The sequence below is a fragment of the Ruegeria sp. BJ6 genome (genome assembly GCF_056537885.1).
Map to the genome: position 1 here is coordinate 698,688 of NZ_JBQFSG010000001.1, position 13,857 is coordinate 712,544.

The window sequence follows — 13,857 nt, forward strand, 5'->3', positions numbered from 1 at the left end:
AAAATGAAAATCCATTAATTATAATGCGTTATGTATTTTATGACAAAAATGAAAATGCTTTTCAAGAAAATTGCACCCGTTGCTGTTTTTCGCAAGAATTTCCTTCAAAGCGGAGGACACAGCGATGTCAAACCAGAACCCGGTCTTTATTCCCGGACCCACAAACATCCCGGATCGGCTTCGCCTTGCGATGCAGGTTCAGACACAGGATCACCGCGCGCCAGATTTCGTGGAAACCTTTGCGCCGGTTCTTGAGGACACCAAAAAGGTATTCGGCACCACACAGGGTCAGGTCGTGACCTTTCCGGCCAGCGGCACCGGCGGCTGGGAGGCCGCGATCACCAACACACTCAGCCCCGGCGACAAGATCCTCGTCGCGCGTTACGGCGTGTTCAGCCATCGCTGGATCGACCTGTGCCAGCGTCATGGGCTGGATGTGCAGATTATCGACTGCCCGTGGGGCAGCGGTGCGCCAGCGGACAGGTTTCAGGAAATCCTGTCATCGGACAAGACCCATGAAATCCGCGCCGTTCTGGCCACGCACAATGAAACGGCAACCGGCGTGCGCTCGGACATCGCGGCGCTGCGCCGCGCGATGGATGCGGCCGATCACCCGGCCATGCTGTTCGTGGATTGCGTCAGCTCACTGGCTTCCATGGATTTCCAGTTCGACCGTTGGGGCGTGGATATCGCCGTATCGGGCTCGCAAAAGGGGTTCATGCTGGCAACGGGCATGGCGATCCTGTGTGTCAGCCCCAAGGCACTGGACGCGATGGGTTCGGCAAGGCTGCCGCGCACCTTCTTCGATTTCCGCGACATGATGGATGCAAATGCGTCCGGCGGATTTCCGTACACGCCACCACTTCAACTGATCTATGGCATGCGGGAAAGCCTGAAGATGCTGTTCGAAGAGGGGCTGGAGAACGTCTATGCCCGCCACTTCCGGCTGGCCGAGGGCGTGCGCCGCGCTGTCGATGCATGGGGGCTGAAACTTGTCGCCCAATCCCCAGATCTGTATTCTGACACGGTCAGTGCGATTTACGTCCCGGACGGCTTCGACAGCAATGCCCTGACGGATCACGCCTTCAACGCCTATGGTGTTTCATTCGGGATCGGCCTTGGGCAGATGAACGGCAAAGCCTTCCGTATTGGCCATCTGGGCAGCCTGACGGATGTGATGGTGTTGTCGGGTCTGGCCACCATCGAAATGGCCATGGCTGACCTGAACTATCCGATCAAACTTGGCAGCGGCGTGGCTGCGGCGCAGGACTATTTCCGTGCCACCCACGCAGGCAGTGCCAAAGCAGCCGCATGAGGAGGCCCGCAATGCTGGATCAAATAACGGCGGCAGAACTGACAATCGACGATATGCGCGCGGCCCACGCACGGATCAAACCGCATATCCGGCGCACGCCAGTCATGACCTCGGACTATCTGAACGAGGTGTCCGGTGCCGAGCTGTTCTTCAAATGTGAGAACTTTCAGGAGGCCGGCGCCTTCAAAGTGCGCGGTGCGTGCAACGCGGTCTTTGGACTCAGCGATGAGATGGCCGAAAAAGGTGTCTGCACGCACTCGTCGGGCAACCATGCCCTGTCGCTGTCCTACGCGGCGGGCCGTCGGGGCATTCCCTGCAATGTCGTGATGCCCCGTACCGCGCCTCAGGCCAAAAAGGACGCGGTGCGCCGCTATGGTGGCACAATCACCGAATGCGAGCCCTCAACCTCGTCCCGCGAGGCCACTTTTGCAGAGGTTCAGGCACGCACAGGCGGCGAGTTCGTGCACCCCTACAACGACCTGCGTGTGATCGCCGGTCAGGCCACTTGTTCAGCAGAACTGCTGGAACAGACCGATGGGTTGGATGCCGTCGTGGCTCCGATCGGCGGCGGCGGGATGATCTCGGGCACTTGCCTGACCGTTTCGAACCTCGCCCCGGAAACAGGCATCTACGCCGCCGAGCCCGAGCAGGCCGACGACGCCTACCGTTCATTCAAGGCTGGTCACATCATCGCCGATGATGCACCCAAAACGGTCGCCGACGGCCTTTTGGTTCCACTCAAGGAAAACACCTGGCACTTCGTCTCGAACCACGTGACCGACATCTTCACTGCGTCCGAGCAAGAGATCATCGATGCGATGAAACTCACCTGGAAATACCTGCGCGTGGTGATGGAGCCATCTTCGGCCGTGCCGCTCGCGACCATTCTGAAAAACCCGGACACGTTCAAAGGCAAGCGCGTTGGCGTGATCGTCACCGGCGGCAACGTGGATCTGGACAAACTGCCCTGGCTCAAAGGGTAAGAGAGGAAGAACAATGAACAAACCCGTCAACATCGAAGAACTGGATGTCGGCTTTGATATCCCGGCCGCAATCGGCATGGATGAAAGCGAAATTCAGACACCCTGCCTGATCCTCGATCTGGACGCGCTTGAGCGCAACATTAAGAAGATGGGCGACTATGCCAAGGCGCACGGAATGCGCCACCGCGTTCACGGCAAGATGCACAAATCCGTGGACGTGGCGAAGCTGCAGGAACAACTGGGCGGCGCCGTGGGCGTCTGCTGCCAGAAAGTCTCCGAGGCCGAGGTTTTTGCCCGCGGCGGCATCAAGGATGTCCTCGTCTCGAACCAGGTGCGCGACCCGGCCAAGATCGACCGTCTGGCGCAACTGCCCAACTTTGGCGCCCGGACCATCGTGTGCGTGGACGACATCGACAACGTTGCAGACCTGTCGGCAGCCGCGCAAAAACACGGCACAACGCTGGAGGTGTTTGTCGAAATCGATTGCGGCGCAGGCCGCTGCGGAGTCGGCTCGACCGAGGATGTGATTGCCATCGCCAAGGCCGTTCAGGCAGCCCCAAACCTGAAATTCACCGGTATTCAGGCCTATCAGGGCGCGATGCAGCATCTGGACACTTACGAGGCGCGCAAAGAAAAACTCGATATCGCCATAGCCATGGTCAGGGACGCTGTGGACGGCCTCAAGGCTGAAGGGATCGAGTGTGAACTCGTCTCGGGCGGCGGAACCGGCTCGTATTACTTCGAAGCGAACTCGGGTGTTTATAACGAGCTGCAATGCGGCTCCTACGCCTTCATGGATGCCGATTACGGGCGCATTCTGGACAAGGATGGCAACCGCATCGATCAGGGCGAATGGGAAAATGCGCTGTTCCTTCTGACCAGCGTCATGAGCCACGCCAAGACGGACAAGGCGATCTGCGACGCGGGCCTCAAGGCGCAGTCCGTCGACAGCGGCCTGCCCTTCATCTACGGGCGCGACGATGTGGAATACCTGAAATGTTCGGATGAACACGGCGTGATCGGTGATCCCGACGGTGTGCTCAAGGTGAACGATAAACTGCGTCTCGTCCCCGGTCACTGTGATCCGACCTGCAATGTGCATGACTGGTATGTCGGCGTCCGCGACGGCAAGGTCGAAGCGCTGTGGCCGGTTTCTGCCCGCGGCAAGGCGTACTGAGATGCGGGACGGAGAAATCATGAACACCACGACTGACGGTCTGCTGATCATTAACGAGGATCTCTGCGAGAAACTTGTCGGGCGCAAGGAAGCCTTCGACGCGGTTGAGGCGGTTTTTGCCGCCATGGCCCGCAAGGACGCCTATAATTTCCCGGTCATCCGCGAGGCGATCGGCCATGCCGATGCACTTTACGGTTTCAAATCCGGTTTCGACCGGGCCGGAAAGGTGCTGGGCGTCAAATCGGGCGGATACTGGCCGGGAAATGCAGACAAGGGTCTGACCAACCACCAATCCACGGTCTTTCTGTTCGACCCGGACACCGGCAAGTTGTCCGCCCTCGTGGGCGGCAACTACCTGACTGCGGTTCGCACGGCCGCGTCCTCGGCAGTCTCCATCGCCCATCTGGCAAGACAGGATGCAAAAGTTCTGGGCATGGTGGGCGCTGGCCACCAGTCCGCCTTTCAGTTGCGGGCCGCAGCCGAGCAGCGCAGTTTCGAAAAGGTCGTGGCCTGGAACCCGCACCCGGAAATGCTGCCGCGGCTGGCCAAAGTGGCCGAGGAACTGGGGTTGGAGTTCCAGCCCGTGTCGCAACAGGAACTGGGCGCGCAGGCGGATGTCATCATCACCATCACTTCGGCTTTTGAACCGCTGCTGATGAAAGACTGGATCAAACCCGGCACCCATCTGGCCTGCATGGGCACCGACACCAAAGGCAAACAGGAAGTGGACGCCGATCTTGTCGCCACCGCCACCGTATTCACGGACGAAGTTGCCCAGTCCGTTTCAATCGGCGAGGCACAGCATGCGGTGGCCTCCGGTGCTCTGGCGGAAACGGCAATCACACCGATTGGTGCGGTCATCAACGGTGATCATGCCGGACGCAGCAGCGACAGCGAAATCACCCTGTTTGACGGAACCGGGGTCGGGCTTCAGGATCTGGCCGTCGCTTCAGTGGCCGCGCGACTGGCGGATGAGGCCGGGCTGGCGCAACGCGCCGCGCTCTGATCCAACCAAGCAAAACAAAGCCCGGCTGAGTTTGGCACAGCCGGGCAACTTCTTCTTGTGACAAATACGGCCGCCGGAGGCTCCGGCGCTTTGCGCCGGATTGGGGCTCAGCCTCGGATGACCTTGGCGAAATTGTCAAAGATCGGTTCGTTGGCGCAGACCACTTCGCCATCTGACAGCACACTGCCCTCAGGGTTCAGCGGCTGCACAAAGCCGCCCGCCTCTTTCACGATAATGATCCCGGCCGCAACATCCCACGCGTTCAGGCGCCGTTCCCAGAACCCTTCGTAACGGCCAGCAGCAACGTAGGCCATATCAAGCGCTGCGGATCCCCAGCGACGCACACCCGCACACATCGGCATCAGACGCGCCAGATCCTGCAGGGTGGCGGGCAGGTCGGACCGGCCGCCAAAGGGCAGCCCGGTGGCGAAAATCGACTCGATCATCCGGTGACGTCCCGAAACGCGGATGCGGGTATCGTTCATCCACGCGCCTTCACCTTTTTCGGCAAAGAACATCTCGTCCTTGGCGGCGTCATAGATCACGCCCGCAACGATCTTGCCCTTATGCTCCAGCGCGATCGAGACCGCCCAGTGCGGCAGCCCGTGCAGAAAGTTCGTCGTTCCGTCCAGCGGATCGACGATCCAACGGCGGGTGGGGTCCTCACCGTCGATCGCGCCGCCTTCTTCCGCCAGCCAGCCATAGGTCGGGCGCGCGCCCAGCAGTTCCTCTTTCAGGATCGCCTCGGCAGCGATGTCGGCCTTGGACACAAAGTCGCCCGCCCCCTTCATCGATACCTGCAGGTTCTCGACCTCACGAAAATCCTTGACCAGAGAACGCCCCGCCTTGCGCGCGGCCTTGATCATGATGTTGAGATTTGCACTGCCAACCATTGTCAAAAGGCTCCTGTCCGGTCAAACCGCGCGTATACTGGCGCAAGGCGACATTGCCAAGAGGAATGATGCGCATAGCAGCCTTCCTCTCAGCGCCGGGTCAGATTTCATTGCGCCTGCAACTTCTTGGCCTCGACGCGCGCCAGCTTGACCAGTTCCTGAACGAACGGTTTTTCCAGATCCTCTGACCGGACAGCGGCATAAAGCCGGCGCGTGATACCCGCCTGCGTCAATGGCCGCGTTACATAGTCCGAGTTGTATTTGACCTCGCGCACAACCCAGTCCGGCAACACCGAAACGCCGCGGTTCGAGGCGACCAGCAACAGGATCACTGCCGTCAGTTCCACCTGACGGATCGCCGCCGGTTCCACGCGCGCGGGGATCAGCAACTGGCTGAACACATCCAGCCGCGTCCGTTCCACCGGGTACGTGATCAGAGTCTGCCCCCGGAAATCCTCGGCTTCGATAAAATCCTTCTGCGCCAGCGGATGCGAAGACGCCGCGACAAACACTGCGTTATAATCGAAAAGCTCGACAAATTCGACGCCCGGCAGGTCTTCTGGGTCTGATGAGACTACCAGATCGACCTCCTCCTTTTGCAAGGCAGGCAGGGCATCAAATGCCAGCCCCGGCCGGATATCGACATCCACATCCGGCCACGACTTGCGGAACGATTCCAGCACCGGAAACAGCCACTCAAAACAGGCATGGCACTCAATGGCGATATGCATCCGCCCGGTGCGTCCCTCCCTGAGAGAGGTAAATTCGGCCTGCATCGCCTCGACCTGGGGCAGAATCTGTTCGGCCAGCCGCAACAGGCGCAACCCTGCTGCCGACAGCTTCATCGGCTTGGACCGGCGCAGAAACAGTTCGACCCCTGCCTGATCCTCCAACCCCTTGATCTGATGGCTAAGAGCGGATTGCGTGATGTTCAGCTGATCCGCCGCGCGGGCCAGCCCCCCGCATTCATGGATTGCCTTAATGGTGCGCAGGTGGCGAAACTCGATATGCATCCGCAAATACCGCTCATGTTGTTCTTGAGAATTATGAGTTTGTCTCACAATTCCTAAAATGTAACAAGAGGGCAGAAAAAGTGAGATGACAGCCGATGAACACGCCAGAAGTATCCTTTGAGTTCTTTCCGCCACAGAACCTTGAGGCGTCGTTCCGTCTTTGGGACACGGTGCATACGCTAACGCCCCTTGCCCCACGTTTTGTATCGGTCACTTACGGTGCGGGCGGCACGACTCGCGAACTGACCCGCGAAGCCGTGGCAACGCTTCATAAAACCTCGGGCTTGAATGTCGCGGCGCATCTGACCTGTGTGCAGGCAACCCGCGAAGAAACGCTTGCCATCGCAGACACCTTTGCCGATGCCGGCGTGAGCGAGATTGTGGCCCTGCGCGGCGATCCACCCAAGGGACAAGGCCGGTTTCAGCCCCACCCCGGCGGATTCGCGAACTCCGTCGAGCTGATCGAGGCGCTTTCTGATACGGGCAAGTTCACCATTCGTGTGGGCGCCTATCCCGACATTCACCCCGAGGCGCCCAATTCCGCCTCGGATGTCGACTGGCTCAAGGCCAAGCTGGACGCTGGAGCCGACGAAGCGCTGACACAGTTCTTTTTCGAGGCCGAGACGTTTTTCCGCTTCCGCGACGCCTGCGAAAAGGCCGGGATAGACAAACCGATCACGCCCGGAATTCTGCCAATCGAGAACTGGAAGGGCGCGCGCAACTTTGCCAGACGCTGCGGCACACACATCCCCGATTGGGTCGAAAACGCATTCTCAAAAGCGCAGCGTGACGACCGCGAAGATCTGCTTGCCACCGCTCTTTGCACCGAGCTTTGCACGGATCTGATTGAGGGCGGTGTCGACAAGCTGCATTTCTATACGCTCAACCGGCCGGAACTGACGCGCGACGTCTGTTTTGCGCTGGGGGTCACGCCAAAGGTCGATCTGCAGAACGTCGCCTGACACCTGCCCCTTGTTTAATGCGCGATAACGCGTTGCCGATGCCCGCGAATCCCGGTCACGGGCTATGACAGCCCCGGCAAACCCCTGACGGTGAAATTTCACGCCTCCGACATGGATTGAACCAAGCCACGGGAACAAAACCGGCGGCACCCATGGATTGTTTGCCCCACAGGTTCAAAAACCCTTCAAATTTGACAAAACCATGGCGGGGGCCAAGGGTAATAACTGTAAGTGTTTAAAGAGTATTTTGGTATGGAGCCAGTTGACAGAATCCAAGCCCGGGCGGCTGCGCTCAGGGATCTTGGTGTCGCACAAACTGCAAGTTCAGACGAAATCCGCGAGGCGTGGAGGCGAGTGGCATTTCGGGCGCACCCGGATCATGCCGGTGGTGACCACGTTGATTTTGCCCGTGCGAAAGCAGCCTTTGATCTGTTGCGCGAGGACGGCCTGACGAAAAACGGCCGGTCCGACCCGGAGGGGCCGCCAAAGCCGCGGCGACCAAAACTCAGATCGCGCATTGTAGACCTGAGCCCGCAAGAGGTTGAGGCCTGCCGAGGCCAGCTTGCCGCAGATATGGACGACGCAACCCCGGACAAACCCGCGGAACACATTCCTGACGCCGTGGGCTGCCATGGCCGTCATCTGACTTATTTTGTCACCACGTCGGTCTGCGAAGGCGGCAACCGGGTGGCGTTGCCGACGTCTATTCTGGATGCGTCCCGCAGATTGACGACCGAGGTGCTGTCCTTTCAGTCAAAAAGCGCAGGCGCAGGCGAAATCATCGTCCCCGACGGGATTCGCGAACGCAAGTTTCCTGGCGCCAAAAGCGTGAAGGTCCGGTTCCAAGCCAGCCACGAGAACCGCCGCGAATTCATGACCTGACACATTAAGTGTGTTCATGAAAAAAACCCGGGTCACTGGTGACCCGGGCAATATTCAATTTCAGCGAACCGATCAGTTGGAAACCGGGCCTTCCGATGTCCATTTCGGGATGACGCTGGTCGATGCGTCGTCCGGCTCGATGCCCGGCCAGTTGCCGCCCGCCAGATCGATATTACCGGGAACATCCTCTTCCCAGAAGCCGACAACCACATCCGTGATGTTCAGATACAGCTTGTCATCCACAATCCGCCACAGGTTCGGATTGGCAGGTACCTTGCCGCCACGCGAAACGCCATAAGCACAGTGACCGTCGAATTGCGGCGCATAATATTCCGGGTTTTCGAGAAACTTGTCGCGATTTTCCTCGGTCGCGAACGCCCAGGTCGATCCGTTATACTCAGCCGTGATGTCGGCGCGACCGCGAACACCTTCGGGCTGGGTCTGCCCTACTGGCACCTGATCCAGACTGCGATAGGCAACGACATCATAGCCGGACACGGCAAAGCCGGTGCCGTCGACATATTGAGGCCCGGCAAATGCCGGGACGGCCATAACCATGGCTGCAGCAAAGCTAAAAGCAAATCGTTTCATTAGGCGGTTCCTTTTCGGATCGACAGTTTCTCAGATGCCTGTTCGGCGGGACTGACCAGACAATAGGCGATTCTGAAATCTTGCGAAGACCTGCTCGCGCCCCTGTGACGATCCACGAGGATATGTGAGGTGATTTCCGGAAATGTTTCAGTACCGATCCGAATTCCGGGGGTTGGACTTTGCCGTTTGCAACATTAGCTCTGGTCACGGGTGCCTAACCCGCATGTGACCAGAAAGGCGTGATATGAGCGAACAATCCACCTATTACCCACCCAAGGTCTGGACCTGGGACAGCGAAAGCGGCGGCCGCTTCGCAAATATCAACAGGCCCATTGCCGGGGCGACACACGACCGTGATCTGCCGATCGGCAAGCACCCGCTGCAGCTGTATTCGCTGGCCACCCCCAACGGGGTGAAGGTCACCATCATGCTCGAAGAGCTTCTGGCGCTGGGACACGTAGGCGCGGAATATAATGCCTGGCTGGTCAATATCGGTGAAGGCGACCAGTTTTCGTCCGGTTTTGTTGAGGCCAACCCCAACTCGAAAATCCCCGCGCTGTGGGACCGGTCGGGGGACGAACCGGTTCGCATCTTTGAAAGCGCTTCGATCCTGTTCCACCTGGCCGAAAAGTTCGATGCGTTCCTGCCCGGCGAAGGCCCGGCGCGGACCGAGGTCATGAACTGGGTGTTCTGGCAAATGGGCAGCGCCCCCTATCTGGGTGGCGGCTTTGGCCATTTCTACGCCTACGCCCCGGAAAAGTGGCAGTACCCCATTGACCGCTTTGCCATGGAAGCCAAGCGCCAACTGGACGTGTTGGACAGAGAACTGGCAGACAAGACCTATATCGCGGGCGAAGAGTACACGATCGCGGACATGGCGATCTGGCCTTGGTATGGCCAACTGGTGCTGGGCCGTCTTTATGACGCTGCCGAGTTTCTGGATGTGACGTCCTACAAGAACGTCCTGCGTTGGGCCAAGGCCATCGACGAACGCCCCGCCGTCAGCCGCGGCCGCATGGTCAACCGCGCATTTGGCGAACTGCATACGCAACTGCACGAACGCCACGACGCAAGCGATTTCGAAACACGCACGCAGGACAAACTGGAACCCGCCGCCGAATAACCCGGCACCACCAGATCGGGCCACGGATGCGGTGAACGGGCCGCTCCGTGGCCTTTGCTATTTCAGAATCGGCGGCTTTTCCGGATCACTTCCCGGTGCGGCCCGCACGATGTCCGGTTGTTCAGGCTGGGGCAGATCGAACCGCAACCCGACCCTGGCCATCATCGCGGCGGCAGGATCATCCGCTGAAAAGAAACCCACATCCATCTCTCCGGCCTCAATGCCCGAGAATGTCAGCGCCTCGGACGCAGCCTTGGCCAGCGCGCCTTCGGCCCCGGCGACGGCATCGACAAAACCCAGCATGTGCCCCTGCCCGCCCCGGTCGTCCCGGGTACCGACCAGATAAGCGGTTTGCGCCAGTCCGCCTGCCGTAGCCAGCTTGGCGTCCAGCGCCGTCAGCAAGCGTTCCGGCAAACCTTCGGGCGGCCGAAACTCTGCCAGCGCCGCCTGAACTTCCTGCGGGGCATGATCCAGCGTCTCATGCAGCCATGCCAAAGCCTCGGCCGGGATCAGAAACGACGACGGAGCAACCTCGAGGTTCAGACCAAGACCGATCCCCTGCCCGGACAGCATCGACGCCAGAACCCGCCCCGACAAAGCGGCGTAGGGCGCCGGATGCCCCGTGAACCGGGCCAACCGTTCCTCGCGGTCAAAGGCCAGAACAAACCTGCCATCCGCCACATCGAACACTTCCGGAGACAGGTTTTCGTCCCGCGCCTCTTCAGTCAGCAGCAGGAACAACTCGCTATCCGCCAGACGTTCGAAAAACCGCAATCGGGCGGCGTCGTCATGCGGTGCGGCCTGCATCGCACCATGGGCATCGTCCAGCGCCGTCGCTTCAGTCATTCAACACCTCTTGCACCCGCGCGCGCAGCACCGGCAAAAGCTCGGCCTCGAACCACGGGTTCTTCTTCAGCCATCCCGTATTGCGCCACGACGGATGAGGCAAGGCAAAGACCCGCGGCGCATGGTCCCGCCAGCTGCGCACCGTTTCGGTGACAGGTGTCTGCGCGCCAAGATGGTATTTATGCGCATGCCCCCCGACAAGAACCGTCAGGGGGACCTCTCCCAGTTCCTGCATCACCCTGCCATGCCATGTCCGCCCGCAGATCGGCGGCGGCGGCAGATCGGCCTTGCGATCGTTGTAGCCCGGAAAGCAAAAAGCCATCGGAACCACGGCAACACGGCTCAGATCGTAAAATGTGCTCTCGTCGATGCCCAGCCATGCGCGCAGTCGGTCACCGGACGGATCGGTAAACGGCCGCCCCGAGGCATGCACCCGCGCGCCCGGTGCCTGCCCTGCGATCAAAAGGCGCGCACCGGGGCGGAACCAGACAACCGGTCTTGGTTCGTGCGCAGTCGCCGTATCTGCGAATTTCTCAGCGCACAACCGGCACCCCCGTATTTCATCTGCGAGAGAGGTCATCGGCGCGCAAAGTTCCGTCTGCTGGGGTTGAACAGGCCATCCCGGAAAGATAGGCATCACGGGCCCGGCGTCCAGATGTACCTGCCCGCGCTTGGTGCCGGCATGTCACCACCAAAAAATCCTAATCGCGGACGCATTGAACATTTGTTTCATATTTCGACATAATGTGGCCAACATGGACCGGTATCAGGCACAACCCTTTCAAACCGGGACAGACACATCGGGACCCGCCCTTCACAAGTGTAAGGCAGCACATGCTGGAGTTTGAAAATGTCAGCAAATCCTTCTGGACCGGGACGCGCCGCAAGGTGATCCTGGACCGGGTCTCGTTCCGCGTTGAACTCGGCACTTCGCTTGGGGTTCTTGCCCCGAACGGCACCGGGAAAACCACGCTTATCAACATGATGGCGGGGCTTGAAAAACCGGACGAGGGCGTGATCCGCCGCGACTGCAAGGTTTCGTTCCCCATGGGGTTCACCGGCGGCGTATCAAACAAACTCTCGGCTCTGGAAAACTCGCGCTACATCGCCAAGATTTACGGGCTGGACCCGGATTATGTCGAAGCCTACTGCATGTGGCTGTGTAATCTGGGCGAATACTTCAATCAGCCGCTGGCCACCTATTCCTCGGGCATGAGGGCGCGATTCACCTTTGCTCTCATGCTGGCGCTCGATTTCGACATGTACCTGATCGACGAAGGAATGCCGGCGACGACGGATGTTGAATTCAACAGGAAAGCAGGCTCGATCCTGCAGGAGCGGTTGCGGACAACCACACTTGTCATCGTTTCCCATAACCCTGCAACACTGGAAAAATTTGCGCGCAAGGCGGCTGTCCTGATGGATGGGCAGCTTTATATGTTTGAATCCTTGGAAGAGGCGAAGCAGTTGTATGACTACCAAACCCAGGGCTAGGAAATACCGGGTTCCCCAACCCGATGGTGCGAAAGGCGACGGTGACGGCCTGTCACGTTCACAGGCCATCGAAACCATTCGCCGTGCGACCCAACCGCAGAACCCCGAAGAAAACCAGACGGCGGCAGGCACTGAACTGGACGCGATCAAACGCGAGGGGCTGACAGGACGACAGTTGCGGATGGCGCGCCGCCTTGCCCAAAAGCACAATCTGGCCGCAACCTCGGACTATGACGCGGTGCGGCTGCTGCGGCAGTCCGGAATCGATCCGTTTCAGAAATCGAACCTGCTTGATCTGGTGGCATCAGAAAATACCGGCGACGGACAGAACGCCGATGGGCAGGACCCAAAGAAAGTCCAGCTGCCGCAAACCCTCAAAGCAAAGGGTGAGTCGCTACCTTCGCCAGAGCTGAACCCGTCCCAGCGTCGCGACATCGAAATCGGCCAGATTCAGAAAGACATCGCAAAACGCCGCCGCCGCAAGCTCATGGGGTTGTTTGCACGGCTGGCCGTATTCGTGCTGCTGCCGACAATCATTGTCGGGTATTACTTCTACCGCATCGCGACCCCGCTTTATGCCAGTAATTCAGAGTTTCTGATCCTGCAGGCCGATGGCGGGCCGGGCAGCATCGGCGGTTTGTTCGCCGGAACTCAGTTCGCGACAACCCAGGATTCCATAGCAGCGCAATCCTATCTCGAGTCGAAGGAAATCATGCTGAAACTCGACCAAGAGACAGGTTTTGCCGACCATTTCAAACAGGACTGGATCGACCCCATATTGCGCCTGGCTCCGGACGCGACGACCGAAGACATCTACAAGGTTTACAAGCGTGTTGTCACAATCGGCTATGACCCGACAGAGGGTGTGATCCGCATGGAGGTCGTGGCCGCAGATCCGGAAACCTCAACAGTCTTTTCAGAGAAACTGATCGAATATTCTGAGGATCGCATTAACAACCTGTCCGAGCAAAAGCGCGAGGATCAGATGCGCGAAGCCCTCCAAAGCTTTGAAAATGCGCAGCAAGAGCGTCGCAATGCGCAGGAAAATCTGGTGGACCTGCAGCTAAAAGGCGCCGTTCTTGATCCCGAAGGCGTCATTGCCAGCCTGCGGGCGCGGATCAATCAGGTTGAAGTCCAGTTGCAGGAAAAAGAGCTTCAGCTTGCGGCACTGCTGGATAACGCACGCCCCAACAAAGCAAAGGTCGAGGGTGCGCGCAGCGATATCGAACGGCTAGAGGCGGTGCTGGCCGACCTCAATAATGAGATGGTCGATGCATCCAACGGCGAAAACTCGCTGGCCCGGCTGAGTGTCAGGATTCAGATGGCTCAGGCAGACCTCGTGACACGGGACATGATGTTGCAGACGGCCTTGCAGCAAATGGAAACGACCCGGCTGGAGGCGAACCGTCAGGTCCGTTATCTGACCGTATCCGTGAACCCCGTGCCCAGCCAGGAACCAAGCTATCCGCGCAAGTTCGAAAATACGATTTTGGCTTTCCTGCTTTTTGCTGGTATCTACCTCATGATCTCGCTTACCGCGTCGGTCCTTCGTGAACAGGTATCTTCATAAGT

14 protein-coding genes are annotated in these 13,857 nt (G+C 59.3%); 9 read left to right on the plus strand and 5 right to left on the minus strand.

Annotated elements, in window-relative coordinates; genetic code table 11:
• The first annotated feature begins 124 nt into the window (after positions 1 to 124).
• The 4 genes from bhcA to bhcD are packed head-to-tail and all read left to right on the plus strand — an operon-like array spanning position 125 to position 4,481.
• Complete coding sequence (gene bhcA, locus ACR0D6_RS03325) at positions 125 to 1,315, plus strand: L-aspartate--glyoxylate aminotransferase BhcA (protein WP_480764453.1); 1,191 nt, start codon at positions 125 to 127, stop codon at positions 1,313 to 1,315.
• An 11-nt stretch (positions 1,316 to 1,326) separates the two neighbouring features.
• Positions 1,327 to 2,298 carry a beta-hydroxyaspartate dehydratase BhcB gene (gene bhcB / locus ACR0D6_RS03330; protein WP_480448711.1) on the plus strand — a complete coding sequence of 324 codons (972 nt, stop codon included), beginning with the start codon at positions 1,327 to 1,329 and terminating at the stop codon, positions 2,296 to 2,298.
• A gap of 13 nt (positions 2,299 to 2,311) precedes the next feature.
• The gene (gene bhcC / locus ACR0D6_RS03335) at positions 2,312 to 3,475 is read left to right on the plus strand and encodes a 3-hydroxy-D-aspartate aldolase BhcC (RefSeq protein WP_480727482.1); all 1,164 of its coding nucleotides are present in this window, start codon (positions 2,312 to 2,314) and stop codon (positions 3,473 to 3,475) included.
• Positions 3,476 to 3,494: 19 nt separating this feature from the next.
• Positions 3,495 to 4,481 (plus strand): iminosuccinate reductase BhcD, encoded by a 987-nt coding sequence (gene bhcD, locus ACR0D6_RS03340; RefSeq protein WP_480764454.1) that lies wholly within the window; start codon positions 3,495 to 3,497, stop codon positions 4,479 to 4,481.
• A gap of 107 nt (positions 4,482 to 4,588) precedes the next feature.
• Here the strand turns inward: bhcD and ACR0D6_RS03345 are convergent, their stop codons facing one another.
• Positions 4,589 to 5,374: an inositol monophosphatase family protein gene (locus ACR0D6_RS03345; protein ID WP_480764455.1), complete on the minus strand. Its 786-nt coding sequence runs from the start codon at positions 5,372 to 5,374 to the stop codon at positions 4,589 to 4,591.
• Positions 5,375 to 5,481: 107 nt separating this feature from the next.
• The gene (locus tag ACR0D6_RS03350) at positions 5,482 to 6,387 is read right to left on the minus strand and encodes a LysR family transcriptional regulator (RefSeq protein ID WP_480764456.1); all 906 of its coding nucleotides are present in this window, start codon (positions 6,385 to 6,387) and stop codon (positions 5,482 to 5,484) included.
• 95 nt (positions 6,388 to 6,482) lie between these two features.
• Here ACR0D6_RS03350 and metF point away from each other — a divergent pair, with 95 nt between their 5' ends.
• Positions 6,483 to 7,349: a methylenetetrahydrofolate reductase [NAD(P)H] gene (gene metF / locus ACR0D6_RS03355; RefSeq protein WP_480727486.1), complete on the plus strand. Its 867-nt coding sequence runs from the start codon at positions 6,483 to 6,485 to the stop codon at positions 7,347 to 7,349.
• Positions 7,350 to 7,601: 252 nt separating this feature from the next.
• The gene (locus ACR0D6_RS03360; RefSeq protein ID WP_480764457.1) at positions 7,602 to 8,231 is read left to right on the plus strand and encodes a DnaJ domain-containing protein; all 630 of its coding nucleotides are present in this window, start codon (positions 7,602 to 7,604) and stop codon (positions 8,229 to 8,231) included.
• Between the two features lie 72 nt (positions 8,232 to 8,303).
• Here ACR0D6_RS03360 and ACR0D6_RS03365 read toward each other — a convergent pair whose 3' ends face one another.
• Positions 8,304 to 8,822 carry a YHS domain-containing (seleno)protein gene (locus ACR0D6_RS03365; RefSeq protein ID WP_480764458.1) on the minus strand — a complete coding sequence of 173 codons (519 nt, stop codon included), beginning with the start codon at positions 8,820 to 8,822 and terminating at the stop codon, positions 8,304 to 8,306.
• A gap of 244 nt (positions 8,823 to 9,066) precedes the next feature.
• Here ACR0D6_RS03365 and yghU point away from each other — a divergent pair, with 244 nt between their 5' ends.
• A complete protein-coding gene (gene yghU, locus ACR0D6_RS03370) occupies positions 9,067 to 9,945 on the plus strand; it encodes a glutathione-dependent disulfide-bond oxidoreductase (protein ID WP_480764459.1) in 879 nt (292 codons plus the stop codon).
• A gap of 57 nt (positions 9,946 to 10,002) precedes the next feature.
• On the opposite strand, the gene ACR0D6_RS03375 is transcribed toward yghU, so the two are convergent.
• Together ACR0D6_RS03375 and ACR0D6_RS03380 are read right to left on the minus strand one after the other, a co-directional pair.
• Positions 10,003 to 10,791 (minus strand): SseB family protein, encoded by a 789-nt coding sequence (locus tag ACR0D6_RS03375; protein ID WP_480764460.1) that lies wholly within the window; start codon positions 10,789 to 10,791, stop codon positions 10,003 to 10,005.
• Positions 10,784 to 11,371, minus strand: a complete 588-nt coding sequence (locus tag ACR0D6_RS03380) for a uracil-DNA glycosylase family protein (RefSeq protein WP_480764461.1) — start codon at positions 11,369 to 11,371, stop codon at positions 10,784 to 10,786. Before ACR0D6_RS03380 ends, ACR0D6_RS03375 begins: the two co-directional genes overlap by 8 nt.
• Positions 11,372 to 11,625: 254 nt before the next feature.
• On the opposite strand from ACR0D6_RS03380, the gene ACR0D6_RS03385 reads away from it, so the two are divergent.
• Positions 11,626 to 12,285, plus strand: coding sequence for an ATP-binding cassette domain-containing protein (locus tag ACR0D6_RS03385; protein ID WP_170650940.1), 660 nt, complete (start codon positions 11,626 to 11,628; stop codon positions 12,283 to 12,285).
• Positions 12,263 to 13,855 (plus strand): KpsE/RkpR family capsule polysaccharide export protein, encoded by a 1,593-nt coding sequence (locus tag ACR0D6_RS03390; protein WP_480764462.1) that lies wholly within the window; start codon positions 12,263 to 12,265, stop codon positions 13,853 to 13,855. Before ACR0D6_RS03385 ends, ACR0D6_RS03390 begins: the two co-directional genes overlap by 23 nt.
• Positions 13,856 to 13,857 lie beyond the last annotated feature (2 nt).

Excerpts from the sequence above, each read along its gene's own strand:
- bhcA (WP_480764453.1), top strand. The coding sequence starts at position 125 with ATGTCAAACCAGAACCCGGTCTTTATTCCCGGACCCACAAACATCCCG.
- bhcB (WP_480448711.1), top strand. The coding sequence starts at position 1,327 with ATGCTGGATCAAATAACGGCGGCAGAACTGACAATCGACGATATGCGC.
- bhcC (WP_480727482.1), top strand. The coding sequence starts at position 2,312 with ATGAACAAACCCGTCAACATCGAAGAACTGGATGTCGGCTTTGATATC.
- bhcD (WP_480764454.1), top strand. The coding sequence starts at position 3,495 with ATGAACACCACGACTGACGGTCTGCTGATCATTAACGAGGATCTCTGC.
- ACR0D6_RS03345 (WP_480764455.1), bottom strand. The coding sequence starts at position 5,374 with ATGGTTGGCAGTGCAAATCTCAACATCATGATCAAGGCCGCGCGCAAG.
- ACR0D6_RS03350 (WP_480764456.1), bottom strand. The coding sequence starts at position 6,387 with ATGCATATCGAGTTTCGCCACCTGCGCACCATTAAGGCAATCCATGAA.
- metF (WP_480727486.1), top strand. The coding sequence starts at position 6,483 with ATGAACACGCCAGAAGTATCCTTTGAGTTCTTTCCGCCACAGAACCTT.
- ACR0D6_RS03360 (WP_480764457.1), top strand. The coding sequence starts at position 7,602 with ATGGAGCCAGTTGACAGAATCCAAGCCCGGGCGGCTGCGCTCAGGGAT.
- ACR0D6_RS03365 (WP_480764458.1), bottom strand. The coding sequence starts at position 8,822 with ATGAAACGATTTGCTTTTAGCTTTGCTGCAGCCATGGTTATGGCCGTC.
- yghU (WP_480764459.1), top strand. The coding sequence starts at position 9,067 with ATGAGCGAACAATCCACCTATTACCCACCCAAGGTCTGGACCTGGGAC.
- ACR0D6_RS03375 (WP_480764460.1), bottom strand. The coding sequence starts at position 10,791 with ATGACTGAAGCGACGGCGCTGGACGATGCCCATGGTGCGATGCAGGCC.
- ACR0D6_RS03380 (WP_480764461.1), bottom strand. The coding sequence starts at position 11,371 with ATGACCTCTCTCGCAGATGAAATACGGGGGTGCCGGTTGTGCGCTGAG.
- ACR0D6_RS03385 (WP_170650940.1), top strand. The coding sequence starts at position 11,626 with ATGCTGGAGTTTGAAAATGTCAGCAAATCCTTCTGGACCGGGACGCGC.
- ACR0D6_RS03390 (WP_480764462.1), top strand. The coding sequence starts at position 12,263 with ATGACTACCAAACCCAGGGCTAGGAAATACCGGGTTCCCCAACCCGAT.